This window comes from Kitasatospora sp. NPDC034533, assembly GCF_055575155.1.
This window is the reverse complement of record NZ_JBVITE010000008.1, coordinates 188,632-201,808: the sequence shown is the minus strand read 5'-3', so window position 1 is coordinate 201,808 and position 13,177 is coordinate 188,632. Positions and strand designations below refer to the sequence as shown.

Annotated in this window: 16 protein-coding genes; 5 read left to right on the top strand and 11 right to left on the bottom strand. The window is 73.6% G+C overall.

Annotated elements, in window-relative coordinates; all coding sequences use genetic code 11:
• From ACZ55U_RS08840 to ACZ55U_RS08830, 3 genes are all read left to right on the top strand, one after another.
• On the top strand, positions 1 to 220 hold a 220-nt coding region (locus ACZ55U_RS08840; RefSeq protein WP_465523929.1), incomplete at its 5' end, for an IS3 family transposase.
• A gap of 129 nt (positions 221 to 349) precedes the next feature.
• The gene (locus tag ACZ55U_RS08835; protein WP_465523927.1) at positions 350 to 646 is read left to right on the top strand and encodes a sensor histidine kinase; all 297 of its coding nucleotides are present in this window, start codon (positions 350 to 352) and stop codon (positions 644 to 646) included.
• A gap of 13 nt (positions 647 to 659) precedes the next feature.
• A complete protein-coding gene (locus tag ACZ55U_RS08830; protein ID WP_465523925.1) occupies positions 660 to 1,082 on the top strand; it encodes a response regulator transcription factor in 423 nt (140 codons plus the stop codon).
• A 189-nt stretch (positions 1,083 to 1,271) separates the two neighbouring features.
• Here ACZ55U_RS08830 and ACZ55U_RS08825 read toward each other — a convergent pair whose 3' ends face one another.
• Complete coding sequence (locus ACZ55U_RS08825) at positions 1,272 to 1,493, bottom strand: DUF5988 family protein (RefSeq protein WP_465523923.1); 222 nt, start codon at positions 1,491 to 1,493, stop codon at positions 1,272 to 1,274.
• Positions 1,494 to 2,148: 655 nt separating this feature from the next.
• Between ACZ55U_RS08825 and ACZ55U_RS08820 the strand changes: the two genes are divergently transcribed.
• Together ACZ55U_RS08820 and ACZ55U_RS08815 are read left to right on the top strand one after the other, a co-directional pair.
• Positions 2,149 to 3,210: a sulfotransferase family protein gene (locus ACZ55U_RS08820; protein WP_465523921.1), complete on the top strand. Its 1,062-nt coding sequence runs from the start codon at positions 2,149 to 2,151 to the stop codon at positions 3,208 to 3,210.
• 134 nt (positions 3,211 to 3,344) lie between these two features.
• On the top strand, positions 3,345 to 3,785 hold the full coding sequence (locus ACZ55U_RS08815) for a MarR family winged helix-turn-helix transcriptional regulator (protein ID WP_465523919.1): 441 nt from the start codon (positions 3,345 to 3,347) through the stop codon (positions 3,783 to 3,785).
• Positions 3,786 to 3,991: 206 nt separating this feature from the next.
• Here the strand turns inward: ACZ55U_RS08815 and ACZ55U_RS08810 are convergent, their stop codons facing one another.
• Genes ACZ55U_RS08810 through ACZ55U_RS08765 form a run of 10 tightly spaced genes read right to left on the bottom strand, consistent with a single transcriptional unit; the run spans position 3,992 to position 13,059 of the window.
• A complete protein-coding gene (locus ACZ55U_RS08810) occupies positions 3,992 to 4,849 on the bottom strand; it encodes a class I SAM-dependent methyltransferase (protein ID WP_465523917.1) in 858 nt (285 codons plus the stop codon).
• Positions 4,843 to 5,631: an alpha/beta fold hydrolase gene (locus ACZ55U_RS08805; RefSeq protein ID WP_465523915.1), complete on the bottom strand. Its 789-nt coding sequence runs from the start codon at positions 5,629 to 5,631 to the stop codon at positions 4,843 to 4,845. Before ACZ55U_RS08805 ends, ACZ55U_RS08810 begins: the two co-directional genes overlap by 7 nt.
• Entirely contained in the window at positions 5,628 to 6,284 is a 657-nt protein-coding gene (locus tag ACZ55U_RS08800) for a LysR substrate-binding domain-containing protein (RefSeq protein WP_465523913.1), read from the bottom strand. Before ACZ55U_RS08800 ends, ACZ55U_RS08805 begins: the two co-directional genes overlap by 4 nt.
• A 1-nt stretch (position 6,285) precedes the next feature.
• Positions 6,286 to 7,143: a DUF6182 family protein gene (locus ACZ55U_RS08795; protein ID WP_465523911.1), complete on the bottom strand. Its 858-nt coding sequence runs from the start codon at positions 7,141 to 7,143 to the stop codon at positions 6,286 to 6,288.
• Positions 7,140 to 8,264: a hypothetical protein gene (locus ACZ55U_RS08790; protein WP_465523909.1), complete on the bottom strand. Its 1,125-nt coding sequence runs from the start codon at positions 8,262 to 8,264 to the stop codon at positions 7,140 to 7,142. Before ACZ55U_RS08790 ends, ACZ55U_RS08795 begins: the two co-directional genes overlap by 4 nt.
• Entirely contained in the window at positions 8,264 to 9,730 is a 1,467-nt protein-coding gene (locus ACZ55U_RS08785; protein WP_465523907.1) for an FAD-dependent oxidoreductase, read from the bottom strand. The genes ACZ55U_RS08790 and ACZ55U_RS08785 overlap by 1 nt, the downstream gene beginning before the upstream one ends.
• Entirely contained in the window at positions 9,727 to 10,584 is an 858-nt protein-coding gene (locus ACZ55U_RS08780) for an SAM-dependent methyltransferase (RefSeq protein WP_465523905.1), read from the bottom strand. Before ACZ55U_RS08780 ends, ACZ55U_RS08785 begins: the two co-directional genes overlap by 4 nt.
• A gap of 27 nt (positions 10,585 to 10,611) precedes the next feature.
• On the bottom strand, positions 10,612 to 12,294 hold the full coding sequence (locus tag ACZ55U_RS08775) for a GH3 family acyl-acid amido synthetase (RefSeq protein WP_465523903.1): 1,683 nt from the start codon (positions 12,292 to 12,294) through the stop codon (positions 10,612 to 10,614).
• Positions 12,291 to 12,920, bottom strand: a complete 630-nt coding sequence (locus ACZ55U_RS08770; protein WP_465523901.1) for a hypothetical protein — start codon at positions 12,918 to 12,920, stop codon at positions 12,291 to 12,293. The genes ACZ55U_RS08775 and ACZ55U_RS08770 overlap by 4 nt, the downstream gene beginning before the upstream one ends.
• On the bottom strand, positions 12,913 to 13,059 hold the full coding sequence (locus tag ACZ55U_RS08765) for a hypothetical protein (protein WP_465523899.1): 147 nt from the start codon (positions 13,057 to 13,059) through the stop codon (positions 12,913 to 12,915). Before ACZ55U_RS08765 ends, ACZ55U_RS08770 begins: the two co-directional genes overlap by 8 nt.
• Positions 13,060 to 13,177: the final 118 nt, after the last annotated feature.

The window sequence follows — 13,177 nt, the reverse complement described above, 5'->3', positions numbered from 1 at the left end:
CGTGCTGAAGACCGAGTGCGTGCGCCGCGCCACCTTCGCGACCCGCGCCGACGCCGACCTCGCCCTGTTCGCCTACATCGACGGCTGGTACAACACCCGCCGCATCCAAAAGCGCCTCGGCTGGCTCAGCCCCGACGAGTACGAGGCGAAGTACTACGCCGACCAGGCGACGGCCGAACCAGTGGCTGTCGAACCGCCCACACCCGTCCTGACCAGGTAATCAGCACCTCCCGCGCAGCGGGGGAAGCTCACACTCGCAGGAACCATCCGCCAGCCGCGTCACCAACCTCACGGGTCAGAACAACCAGCCGGTGCCGTCCGGGCACTGGCGGGCGGCTCGTCGATTCCGGTGGACCTGCAGGTGAGCGCGGTGGAGAACGGCCAACGGCTGCCCGCGTCGGTGGAGGCGGTGGCCTACTTCGTGATCGCTGAGGGTCTGACCGACATCAGGAAGTACAGCCGGGCGACCAGGTCCTCGGTGCGTTTCCAGCGCAGCGGCGGACAGCTGACCATCACGGTGACCGACGACGGACGCGGGGGTGCCGACGAACACGGCGGCTCCGTTCTGCTCGGCATCCGCCGCCGGGTGGCCGCGCTGGGCGGCACGGCGACCCTTACCGGCCCTGTCGGGGGCCTCCGGAGCTGAACGTGGAGCTGCCATGCGGATTGCGGTCGCGGAGGACAACGGCCTGCTGCGGAAGGGGATGGTCCTGCTGCTCGGCAGTAACGGCCACTCGGTGGCCAGGTGGGACGGGTGGAACATTCCTCGAGGCGGTGGAGATGGTGCCGGCGGCGGCACCGTGCTCGGCCCGGAGGTGGTCACCCAACTGCTCAGCCGGCAGGTCGCGGCCAGGCCGGTGCGCAACCTGAGCTCGCGCGAGCACGAGGTGCTGGAGCTGATGGCGCAGGGAAAGGCCAACAATGCGATCTCAGAACAGCTGGTGATCACGGAGCGGGCGGTGAGCAAGCACATCCGAAACATGTTCGACAAGTTCAACCTGCCGCCGGAGGGCGGCGGCGTGCACCACCGGGTGCTGGCCGTGCTGACCGATCTGGGGCACAACACCACCCAGGAGTCGTAACAGGAGTCAGCGTTCGTGGCGGGCCCGGAAACGGAACTCGCCGGGTGCCGCCCCCTTCGTACTGCTGTGGCTCCGGCCGCCGCCGCGGCCCCACCTGGCAGGGTGGCTCGCTCGTCGGGGATCTCAAGGCCGGCGGGAGCCGGAGGCCTCTGAGGCCTCCGGCCCCCGCCCGCCCCTTCGCGCTCCGGGTTACTCGGCCACGTAGGTGGAGCCCGTCCACTCGAACACCCGCAGTTCGGCAGCGTGGTGACGCACCGTCCGGTGCGAGCGGCGGAAGTGGTCGTACCGGTTCCCGCGCGGGAGCTTGAGGACGTGCTGCTCCGCGTCCAGGAACCGGACCCGCTCGTGCTCCGGCAGGCCGTTCGCGGGCCCGCCCTCCAGGATCGTGTTCGGTTCGGTGTCGAGCGTCATGGCGCACTCCTGTCCTGAAGGTCTCGGCGACTCCGCAAGACCCGGTGGCTCGGTCGCCGATGGCAACTGCCTGGTTATCGCGGGAAGTTAGCAACCCGGTGTGCCGCGCATAACCCCTCTCTCCCCCCTACGTTCGGTCCGGCCCCCTCTCGCGCCGGCCCCGGCGGGAGCCTCCCGTGCCCGCCACCCTCGACCGGGCAGCGTCCGGCCGCCGGCTCCCGCTCGCCAGCGCCTCGCGGTGCGGTGGAGCCGTGCTCGGGCTTGTTCCGGGTGGGGCCGGATCGGGCGTGCCGCCGGTGGACCGGGAACCGTGAGCCCGTCGGCCGGTGGTCGCGGTGGGTGGTGGGTGTGCGGATTCACCGGGTGGCCGGAATGTGGCTCGAAGTATTTCGGCCAATTGTTCGACGCGCGGGGGCGGAGGAATACCTGATCATTCCCGGTGGGTTACGCTCCGTCGAAACGAGTCCCATTTCGGGAGATGCAGGTGGATGATCGGTACGATGGGCACGCCCAGGTCCGCGGGGTAGGCGATGAGAGGCTGAAACGGGCTTTTCGGTCGGGCTCCCCGTTCGCTCTGCACGATATTCTCGCCGTCGCCCGGCAACAGGAATCCGACGGGGCGGCGTCGGCTCCCCGCTTCGTTCCCGCCTTCCGTGTGCTCGCCGAATCGCTGGTGGAGGAGGCGGCACTGACGCCGGCCGGGGTGGCGGTCGCCCGGCGGCGGCTCGCGCTTTCGCTCGCCAACCAGCTGCGGGTGCGGCGGCTGGTCGAGAGCGGTCGGGTCGATCCCGAGTTCTACGGCGACGACGCCGTCTTCGTGGTGGGGCTGCCGGGCACCGGGCTCCACCGGCTCCAGCGGCTGCTCAGCCGGCACCCGGGCCTGAACATGCCCTCCGTGTGGGAGGTCGCCCGCCCGAGCACGGAGTGGGCGCCGTGGCGCCGCGATCCCTCGCTCGCCGACCCGTTCGGGTACGCGCTGTGGGAGCGGCTGGGCGGGACGGCCGGCCGCCGGTCGGATCCGGGGGCGCCGTGCGGGGACCACCTGCTGCTCTCGTACGCCTTCCACGCCCTGTCCGCGCCGCTGGAGTACCGGGTGCCGGGCTACGCGGACTGGCTCGACTCGCAGGACGCGACCGCCGCCTACGCCTTCCACCGCTGCGCGCTGGCGGTCATCCTGGAGCGGGTCCACGGCGGACGGCCGGTGCTGGTCAGCGAGTTCCACTCGCTGCGGCTCGACGGCCTGCTCTCGGTGTACCCGAGGGCCCGCGTCATCCGGGTGCACCGGGATCCGATGGCGTCGCTCACCGACGTCGCGGAGGTCAGCACGCGGCGGCGCCGGGCCTGGTCCCTGCGGGTGGATCCGGGCGTGGTGAAGGCCGAATGGGCGCGGCGGCTCGGGCGGGCGCTGGCCGGTCCGCAGTGGTACGACGCGTCGGTGGGCTCCAGGGTGCTGGACATCGCGTACGCGGAGCTGGTGGAGATGCCGCTGCTCACCGTCCGGCGCATCTGCGAGTTCATGGACGCACCGCTGCCCAGCGGTGTCGAGCACCGCATGCTGGCGGAGGGCGAGCGCTTCGCGGAGGATTTCCCCGAGGGCTTTTCCGGGGATTTTTCCGGGGGTTATTCCGGGGCCGCCGACGTTCGGCTTCCCGACATCTTCCACGACTATCGGGAGAGCTACTGCCGGCATTGGGGAGTGGGTATGGCGATCCAATGACCGGCCCGGAGTTCCGGAAGTGGAATTCCGGTCGGCCGATGAATCCCCGCCCGTGTTATGATCCGCGCCGGGGATTCGTTCCGAAAAGGAGTCTCCCTCGCCAATGAGGGCGGGTGGGACTGGAAGGTTGGGCCGTGACGACAGTGTCCCGTGACCGCGAAAGTGACATCGAGCTCTGGTGGCAGTTGTCGCGGCTGTCGACGTACATGTCGCAGCTGCTCGAACGCAGGCTCATGCGTTCCCACGGCATCGGCCTGACGGACTTCATCGCACTCAGCACCATCCAGCAGTCCGAACCGAGGGTGATGCAGATGCAGGAGCTGGCGGAGGAGATGGGCGTCAACCAGTCGACCCTCAGCCGGGTGGCCGTCCGCCTGGAGCGCGGCGGGCTGGTCCAGCGTGCCACCAGCGAGCACGACCGGCGGTTCGTCGTCATCCGCCTCACCGACGTGGGCCGTCGGGAGCTGGCGCTCTACTCGGCCACCTTCGACCAGGAGCTGCACACCGCGTTCGAGATGGCCGCGCTCACCCCGTCGCTCACCAAGTTCCTCACCCGGATCCGCCCCGGGCAGTAGGAGCCCGCCGGGCTTCGAACCCGGGCCCTTTCGAACAAGGCCCTTTCGAACGAGCGCCTTTCCGGCCGGGGACTTTCGAACCGGGGATCCTGGAACCCCGGGCCTTTCGAACGCCGGGGCCTTCCGGTCCGGTGGTCCCGCCCCCGCGGGAACCGGGACCTCCGGACCGGAAGGCGCCGTCAGAAGTGCGGTGGCGCCCGGGCGCGTCAGCTCGCCGCCGCGGCCGGCACCGTCCCGACCGCGACGGTGTTGCCCTCGCTGATGTAGGCGTGCGGGTCGCGGAGCGGGTTGAGCTCGCCGTCCGGGTCGAGGAACGGCTCCCAGTCCCCGTCGAGCCGCGCGGCGACGGCTTGGTCGGCGATCCGCGCGCAGGCCAGTGCGTAGAAGTGCAGCGCGGCCGGCGCCAGCGGCGCGTGGTGTTCGATCAGCATCGTCCGCTGGCGCACCGAGACCAGCCCGGCCCGGTCGAGGTGGCGGTAGAGCTCGCGGGTGCGCACCAGCTGCCGGGCGTACCCGGGGGTGCGCGCCGCCCGGCGGAAGAAGTCGGTGAAGAGGAACGGATCCGCCGGGCGCACCGTGACGAGCGTCGCGTCGAGGTCCTTGACCGCCACGACGCCACCGGGGCGTACGACCCGGCGCAGCTCCGCGAGCGCCCGCGGCAGCTCCTCCTCGGAGAGGTACTGGGTGGTGTTGGCGCACCAGACGGCGTCGAAGGTGTCGTCCTCGTAGGGCAGGGAGAGGAGGTCGCCCCGGCGGGCGTCGACGGGGGGCCGGGCGCCGTGGGCGCGCATCCGGCCGGCGGCGAGCGCGGCGTTCTCCTCGGCGAGGTCGATCGCGGAGATCCTCCCGTCCGGTCCGACCAGCTCGGCCAGCCACGGGAGGAAGGCGCCGGTGCCGCAGCCGGCGTCCAGCACGTGCCAGCCGGGACGGATGCCGGCCTGGTCGAGCGCGGCGCGGTACTGCGGCGCGCACGCCGCGAAGTGGGCGTCGACGATCTCCCCGTCGGTGAAGCCCAGGCCGGTGGACGCGGCGTGGCCCCACGACCGGTGGTCCTCGGTCAGCACGTGCCGTCCCCTTCCCCCGCCGGCGTGGCGGCGTCGAGCAGCTCGGTGATCAGCCGGGTGGTCAACTCCGGTGCCTCCAGCGGCTGGAGGTGGCCGACCCCGGGCACGGTGACCAGCCGCCCCTGGGGCAGGGCGTCGGCCGTCAGTGCCGCCTCGTCGACGGCGACCAGTTCGTCCTCGGCCCCGGTGACCACCACGGCGGGTACGTCGGTGGCCCGCAGCACCTCCACGGAGTCCGGTCGCGCCGCGATGGCCTCCTGGGCCCAGGCCACGGCGCGCGGGTCGGCGGCCCGGGACCAGGCCAGCACGTCGGCGAGGGTGCCGGGGCGCGCGGCCCGGGTGGTGGCCCCGAGGAGCAACGGCGAGGACCGCGCCACGAGTTGGTCCCGTCTGTCGTCGTCGAGCACGGCACCGGCGAAGGCCCGGCGCCCGGCGGCCTGGTCGGGGGTGTCGGCGGTGGCCCTGGTGGCCAGCAGCCCCAGGGCGCCGACCCGGTGGCGGTGCCGGCGCAGGAAGGCCATCGCCGCGTAGCCCCCCATCGAGCAGCCGACCAGGGCCACCTTCCCGTGGCCCAGGGCGTCGAGCCGTGCGGCCAGGTCGTCGGCGACGGTGTCGAGGGAGGGCGGCTGATCGCCGAGCGGCTCGGCGCCGAAGCCGCGCTGGTCGGGCACGACGACGGTGTGTCCGCGCTCGCGCAGCGCCGCCGCCTGGGCCTGCCACATGGCGGAACTCAGCGGCAGCGCGTGCAGCAGCACCACGGGCAGGTGCCGGGCCCCGGTCACGGCTTCGCGCTCCGCTCGGCGGCGGCGACGAAGGCGGCGGCCTCCGGGGAGAGCGGGGTGTCGCGCAGCCAGGCGAGGGTCACCGGGGCGGCCGGCAGGTCGTGCACCGGTACCGCCTCGATGTGCGGCGGCAGGATGTCGGCGAGCGACTGGACCGACAGGTGCACGGACAGGGTCCCGGCGAGGATGGCGATCATCCCCTCCACGGTGGTCATCGGGTGCACCCGGCGGATCGGCGTGCCGGCGGGCGTGCGCGGCGGCACGACCAGGTCCCAGACGTACGGCGGGAAGTCGCCGGGGCAGCTGAAGGCGTCGTAGCCGGTGGTCTCCTCGACCGAGACCGAGGTCCGCCCGGCCAGCGGGTGGTGGGTTCCGACGATCACCGCCCGGGCGTCGTGGGCCACGGTGGCGCTGGCGGCGATGTCCGGTTCGTACAGGTCGTACTTGACGATCATGAGGTCCATCGCGCCCTCGCGCAGCGGGCGGAACGGCTCCCTGACGTCGTACGGGACGAACTCGATCGTCGCCGGGTCGGTACCGGCCGCGGCGATGATGCTCTTCGCCAGGTGCGGGGAGCCGTGGATGCCGAAGCGGATGGGGCGGGTGAGGGAGCGGGTGGCGGCGGGCGCGGTGGCCGGCGGGGAGTCGGACATGTCAGCCTTCCTCGGTCAGTCCGGCGTATGCCTGGAGCTTGTGGGGGTGGTGGGCGTCGGCGTCGATGCGCAGGGCGGCGAACGGGACGGTCATGCCGGTCAGGCGCGGCACCGCGTGCAGGGTCAGCCGGTCTCCGGGGCCGACCAGCCCGTCCAGGGCCGCCTCGGCCAGGAGGTGGTTGAGCTGGACGAGGGCCCGGGAGACGGTGATCCCCGCGGTGGCGACGTACAGGTCCCGCCGGCTTGGGCGATGCGCCTCGGCGTGCGGGTCGCGCTCGCCCGGGCGGTGCGCCTCGATGGACACGTCGCGCTCGCCCGGCCGTTGCTCCTTGACGGACGGGTCGCGCCCGCCCGGCCGGTGCGCCCCGGTGTCCGGGCCGGTCACGGCGACGGCCGGGACCTCGACGGTGGTCGGCGGCCAGGGGGCGAGCCGGCGGGTGCCGTTGAAGGTCTTCAGCAGGCGCCGCAGGGCGGCGGTGGTCTCGTCGGTGCCGGGTCCGACCCAGGCCGCCGAGCCGTCGGGGGCGATGTGGTCGAAGGCGAACCGTTCGCGCAGGTTCTCGGGCCGCCCGGCGAGGAAGACCGTCCGGGTGAAGGCCCGGCGCCAGGGCCGCGCGCGCTCCGCGGGCACGCCCAGCGCGAAGCGGCAGGTCTCGCGCACCCAGTCCGCGAGCGAGAAGCGCCCGATGACGGCGACCACGACGGCGCCGTCCGCGGCCTCGCCCCGCGCGGTGATCTCGGCCTTGGCCGCCCGAAGGGACTGCGGGGTGGACAGGTCCAGTTGCTCGGAGAGTTCCGGCAGGGTCGCGCGGAGCCGGTCGGCGGCGACGGAGAGCAGGAGTTCCGGTGAGATCGTCATGTGAACACCGTGGTCAGGAGGGAGCGGTCGGGGGGCGTCCGGCCCCGGCGCAGCAGGGAGGAGGTGAGCCGGTAGGGGTCGACGTGGGTGTGGTCGCGGCGGTGCGGGGTGAGGGCGGCGAGCAGCGCGTCGCGGTCCGGCAGCGGGGGCGTGGGGGCCCTGGCCAGCAGCTGTTCGGCCCGGGCCAGGCTCTTGCGCAGCAGGTCGTGCCGGAAGGACTGCTGCTGGCCGGGGCCGAGGGTGGCGATGAAGTAGAGCCGCATCCCGAGCAGACGGGCCTCGGGCGGGTGGTCGTCGCCGGCGGCGTGCAGGAGGGCGTCCACGGTGTAGCCGTGCCAGCCGCCGTGCCGGGCCGAGGTGATCCTCCCCTCGATGGGCGTCCGGCCGATCGGCACCCGGTGCACGGTCGGCCCCAGCGTCGCCAGCACCCTTTCCAGCAACTGGTAGTCGGGGTCGAGGTCGCGGTCGTACAGCATCACGACCTCGTCGTACCGGGGCGCGAGCGGCAGCAGTTCGCGCAGCGCGCAGGCGAGGTAGTTGGGGCGCCCGTCGGCGTCGACGATCTGCCGCAGCGGCAGGCCGAAGGGGGTGGCGTCGAGGTAGACCGGGCCGCCGCAGTCCCGGTGGTCGAGGCCCATCCCGGCGGCGACCAGGTGCTCGATCACCTCGTCGAGGCCGAACTCCGGTGGCTGGTGGGCCAGGAGCCCCGGGTCGTGCAGACCGAGCCGCCGGTAGTGGCCGGACCACAGCTGGAGCACCCGGGTGCTGGCGGGGTGCACGAAGCCGGTGCGCTCGATCGCCTCCGTGTACGGCCGCAGGGCCGCGGCGGCGGGACGGGTGTCCTCCTTCCGGTACTCGACGTAGAGCTCCCCGATCTCCTCCTCCGACAGCGAGCCGTAGTCGGTGTCGCCCCGGGTGCGGTCGAGGAACTCCCAGAAGCCGACGACCTGTTCGGTGGGGTGGTAGGTGGTGTGGCTGTAGCGGAAGGTCACGTCGGCCAGCTGCGCGGTGGCGCGGAACATCACGTCCGCCCAGAACAGGCCCTTGAGGTGACTGGGCGTCAGCGGCTTCGACGGGGTGATGGTGATCGGGGCCAGCAGCACCCGGCTGGTCGGTGCCATCAGCCTCCCCCTCCGGCGGCGACGGCGCGCAGCAGCTCCTCGCGGGTCGGCGGCCGCGGGCCCGCCGGGACGGTGGTGGCGGGGACGGCGGTGGTGGCGGTGGTGGCAGCGCGCACCCGTGCGCGGAAGGCGTCGTCGTCGAGAACCTCGGCGGGGGTGCTCAGGGTCATCAGCATCCGGACCAGCCCGCGCCACACCGTGGCGTCGCTCGCGGCGGCGGTCGCCACCTCGCCCATCGTGGGGCGGCCGGGGGCGGTGGGCGCCGGCGGCGTCGGCACGCTCCCCTCGGCCCGCGCCCGCCAGAGCCCGGCGCGGGCCTCGCTGTCGTGGACGGCCTGGTCGAACCAGGGGCGCAGGAGCTCTTCGGTGAGCCGGGTCGCGGACTCGCCGCGCTCCGCCTCCGCCGTCGGGGCGCCGTCGAGCAGGTCGGCGGTCCGGAAGGCGTGCGCCAGGGCGAGTGACATGCCGCGTCCGTAGAGCGGGTCGGTGACGCAGACCGCGTCGCCGACCGGGAACAGCCCGAGGACCGGCCGCCCGTCCGCCGTGGTCGTGCCGCGCAGGAGGTTGGGCGGGGTGGTGATGGTCCGCACCCCGGTCAGCGGTGTGGCGGCCCGCTCGTCGGCCCACGCCGCGACGTACGGGGAGAGCCGGGCGGCGGCGGTGAAGGCGGCGGGCTCGCGCAGGGCGTCCGTGGCCGGGTCGGAGGTCGGCGCCCCGATGCTGATCGCGAAGACGCCGTTGTCCGCCGGGTGCACGACCGCCGCGTAGTGGTCCCAGATCCCGCCGGCCGCGTTGCCCCGGTTGAGCGGCCCCGGCGGCGCGCCGTCGGGCCGGTTCAGCCGGTAGTACCGGGTGAAGGCGCGCAGCCGGGTGGGCGCGCTCAGGTCCTGGGCGAGCGCGACCCCGGCGTCGGCCAGCCAGGAGCGGGACCGTGCCCGGCGTCCGGTGGCGTCCACCACGAAGGCGGCGGGCACCCGTTCGCCGCCGTCGGTCACCACGCCGGTCACCCTGGCTCGCCCGGCGTCCAGGAGCAGGCCCCGTACGGAGGTGCCGTGGCTGATCGTCACCCCCGGCAGCGCCCGTACGGCGCGGTGGAGCAGCAGTTCCAGGAACGGGCGGCGGGCGGCGAGCGTCACCAACTCCTCGTCGCCCGAGATGAGGTGACTATCGGTCATGGGTGCCGCCGCCCTGAGGTCGAGCAGCCGGGCGCCCTCCTCCAGCGCGGTGTCGAGCAGCCGGGGAGCCCGCTCGCGCAGTACGCGCACGCCGAGCGAGGTGAGGGTGTGGGGGTGGTCGCCCTGCGGCACGGTGGGCCGGTGCCACAGGCCGGCCGCCTTGCCGGCCGGACCGTCCGGCGGGGGAGCGGAGCGCTCCAGGATCCGCACCGGCCGGCCCCGTTCGGCGAGGGCGAGCGCGGTGGCGAGGCCCGAGAAGCTCCCGCCCACGATGACGGCGGGCGCGGTCAACGGCGCCGTCCGTGGACGAAGAAGACCCGGCGCACGTCCTTGACGTCACGGGGCGGGACCGGGTCGGGCCAGCGGCCGTAGTCCGCGGCCGCGTCGCCGGGCTGGACCGCCTCGACGTCGAAGCCGTACCGGTCGAACAGGGCCTCCGGCTCGTCGCTGCCGAACAGCCAGGGGCAGCCCCAGCCCGCGAAGACGTCCAGCAGCCCCCGCATGTCCGGCAGGGTCAGGGCCGCGGCGTTGACGAGGTCGGCGGCGATCCGGCTGCCGGGCGCGGAGATCGCGGCCACGCGCTCCAGCATCCGGTGGGTGTCCGCCTCGGGGATGTAGTACAGCAGTCCTTCGAGCAGCCAGGTGGAGGGCAGTTGCGGGTCGTACCCGGCCGCGACCAGCTCGTCCTCCCAGTCGTCGGCGGTGAGGTCGACCGCGACGGTCCGGTGGTCGACCCGCGGCGCGACGCCGGCCAGCCGCTCCTCCTTGAACCGCAGCACCGCCGCCCGGTCGACCTCGAAGTAGCGGATGTGGTCGGGCCACGGCATCCGGTAGGCGCGCGAGTCCATGCCCGAGGGGGCCAGCACGATCTGGGACATCCGCGGGTCCTCGGCCGCAGCGCTCAGGAAGTCGTCGAAGAAGCGGGTCCGGATCGCGTTGTAGTCGGGGGTGCTGGGCAGCGAACGCGGCCGGTCGGGCGGGAAGGTCGCGGTGCGGACCTCGGCCAGCAGCTCGGGGCCGATGTCGCCGGCCAGCAGCGCGGCGTGGGGGTCCTCGTAGAGGCGGTCGGGGCGCTGGGTCTCCGCGGCGCGCAGGGCGGCGGTGAGCAGGGCGGTCCGCTCCACCGGGTTCAGCAGGTCCGTCATCTCGTTGCTCCTCGTGGTCGGTCCGGTTCAGGCGGCCGGGGTGCCGGTCAGGCGCTGCCAGAGCAGGTCGTCCTGCCGGAACAGGCGGTCCTTGACCTGGGTGGGGCGGATGCCGCCACCCACCGCGGTGTGCCAGTCGCGGTGGAAGGCCTCGGGGGCGAGCGGCAGCAGGGCGGGTGCGGCCAGCCGGTGTTCGGCGCGGGCCCGGTGGTAGCCGGCCGACTCGCGGCGCAGGGCGGCGTCCAGCAGCGCGGTGAAGCGCGCCCGTTCGGCCTCCTGCCAGGGGAGGGTGGGGGCCACCGCGAAGACGTAGCGCCGGGCCGTACCGTCGGCCGGCTCCACCCGGCAGGCGACGTTGCGCAGCCCCAGGCCGGTGCTCTCCAGGGCGGTCCGCAGCGCGCGGACCACCTGCGACTCGCGCAGCCGCTCGCCCACCGCGTCGGAGCGGTTCGCCCGGCCCGCGTACCGCACCCGGGGCGCGCCGTCCGTCACGTCGACGACCTGGACGACGTCGCCGACGGCGTAGCGGTAGAGCCCGCCGACGTGGCTGAAGACGACGTGGTACTCGCGCCCCGGTTCGAGTTCGTGGGGCAGCAGCGTCGCGGCGTCCGGGGTGAGGTCGGCGTCGGCGTCCACGAACTCGTACACCGAGGCGGTGGCCACCAGGCTGCCGGCCGAGCCGTGCCGGTCGAGCGGGACGCCCACCGGCCCCTCGGAGGCCGCCACCGGGGCGGGCAGCGCGCTGACCCCGGTGCCGAAGTCCTCGCGCAGCGCGGGCAGGTAGAGCGAGGCGACTCCGGTGGTCCAGCCGAACAGGGCGCGGATCCGGGGCCACACCAGGGCGGGGGTGACGGTGCCGAAGTACTCGGCGAGCCGCTCCAGTTCGGCCGCCCGCCCGGGGTCGGGGCGGCCGTGCCGCACACCGCCCAGGGTGCCGTCGCGCACCTCCCGGACGATCCGCTCCCACCACAGGTTCAGCTGGTACGGGACCGCCGCGATCATCGCCGGGTTGATGCCGATCAGGCAGCGCACGTCGCTCTGGACCGCCAGGCGCAGCCGCAGGTACGCCTTCTCCAGGTGGTCGCCGGGCGCGACGTCCACCGGAAGGGCGGCCCAGGGGGCCGCCGTGCCGAGTTCGGCCGAGAGGGGCTCGCCGAACTTCTCCCCGAAGTCGACCTGGCTGGCGCCGACGTGCGGGTGGCCGTCGGCGGTGGTGGGGGGAGCGGAGAGCGGGTCGTGCTTGAGGTTGAGCACCGCGTCGGGCCGGTGCGCGACCTCGGGGAAGCTCTCGATCAGGGGCGCCCAGGCCGCGTAGTAGAAGGGGAAGAAGGTCGTGCGCATGAAGCGCCGGGTGATCGGGATCTTCTTGTGCGCGCCGGTGCTGCCGCTGCTGGTGAAGTAGACGACGGGATCGTCGGCCGACAGCAGGTTCCGCTCCCCGGCGGCCGTCCGCTCGATCAGCGGCGCGTGGGCGGCGTAGTCCTGGACGGGGACGGCCTTGCGGAAGTCGTCCAGGTCGCGGATCCGGTCGAAGCCGTGCTTGCGGCCGAACTCCGTGCCCGCGTTGAACTCCAGGAGGTCGGCGAGCACGTGCCGCTGCCGCTCCCGCAGGTCGGTGAGGGCCGCGCCCAGCCGGTCGCGCTCGGCCAGCACCCGGGCCCGGTAGCGGTCGGCGTGGCCGGGGGAGGCCCAGCCCTGGTCCGTGGTCACGGGGCGAGCACCTCCAGCACGGCGTCCGTCGCGTGCGCGACGCTGGGCTGTTCGTCGATCACCGTCACCGGCACGTGCCGCACCTCTTCCAGCATCAGCTTGCGGAGACTTCTCTGGTAGCTCTCGAACCCCTCCCAGTCGGGCAGTTCACCGGAGTGCTCCAGCGGGTTGAGCCCGGCGCCGCCGCCGAGGCGCCGCCACGCCGACCCGGGGGAGACGTCCAGGTAGACGACCGCGCGGGGCTGGGCGAAGGAGCGCCACCAGGAGTACATGGGGTTCTCGTGGACGCCGGCCAGCCGGCACTTGGCGAGGATCTTGTAGTAGTAGGAGTCGACCAGGAGCGGGGTCCCCGGGTCCTGCCGCCGCACCTCGTCCCACAGGTGGACCACGGCGGTCTGGAGCAGGCTGGCGAGGAACTCCGGGGAGTAGGAGCTGCCCAGGCCCGGCAGGACGTCCTCCACCACGCCGCGGCGCAACCGGCCGATCAGCGCGTGCTCGGGCCGGACCAGGTCGCCGTCGGTGGACAGGGTGCGCCAACCGGGCAGCCTGTCCCGGATCGCGGACATGACCGAGGACTTGCCGGCGCCGTCCGGGCCCAGCAGGACGAAGAACGGACGGTCAGTCATCGGCGCCGCCGGTCGTCGGGAGGCCGGTGCGGCCCGGGTCGAACGCGTCGTCGTGGAACCGGATCCGGTGGCCCACCGGTGCGGGGCCTCCTCCGGCGGAGGGGGGTGGGGAGGGGCGCGGGACGTCGGAAGTGGTCATGGAAGAGCACACCTCGTACGTGGAAGGGCTGCTGGGTGGGGGCGCGCGAAGGGGGACAGCTGCTGAGCATGAGGCGATAGAGGAACTTTCATGCACAAGGCATGACTAGTCAAGTACT

Bases quoted from the DNA above. Each gene is read 5' to 3' on its own strand.
- ACZ55U_RS08830 (WP_465523925.1), top strand. From the start codon at position 660: ATGCGGATTGCGGTCGCGGAGGACAACGGCCTGCTGCGGAAGGGGATG.
- ACZ55U_RS08825 (WP_465523923.1), bottom strand. From the start codon at position 1,493: ATGACGCTCGACACCGAACCGAACACGATCCTGGAGGGCGGGCCCGCG.
- ACZ55U_RS08800 (WP_465523913.1), bottom strand. From the start codon at position 6,284: ATGTCCGACTCCCCGCCGGCCACCGCGCCCGCCGCCACCCGCTCCCTC.
- ACZ55U_RS08795 (WP_465523911.1), bottom strand. From the start codon at position 7,143: ATGACGATCTCACCGGAACTCCTGCTCTCCGTCGCCGCCGACCGGCTC.
- ACZ55U_RS08790 (WP_465523909.1), bottom strand. From the start codon at position 8,264: ATGGCACCGACCAGCCGGGTGCTGCTGGCCCCGATCACCATCACCCCG.
- ACZ55U_RS08780 (WP_465523905.1), bottom strand. From the start codon at position 10,584: ATGACGGACCTGCTGAACCCGGTGGAGCGGACCGCCCTGCTCACCGCC.
- ACZ55U_RS08770 (WP_465523901.1), bottom strand. From the start codon at position 12,920: ATGACTGACCGTCCGTTCTTCGTCCTGCTGGGCCCGGACGGCGCCGGC.
- ACZ55U_RS08765 (WP_465523899.1), bottom strand. From the start codon at position 13,059: ATGACCACTTCCGACGTCCCGCGCCCCTCCCCACCCCCCTCCGCCGGA.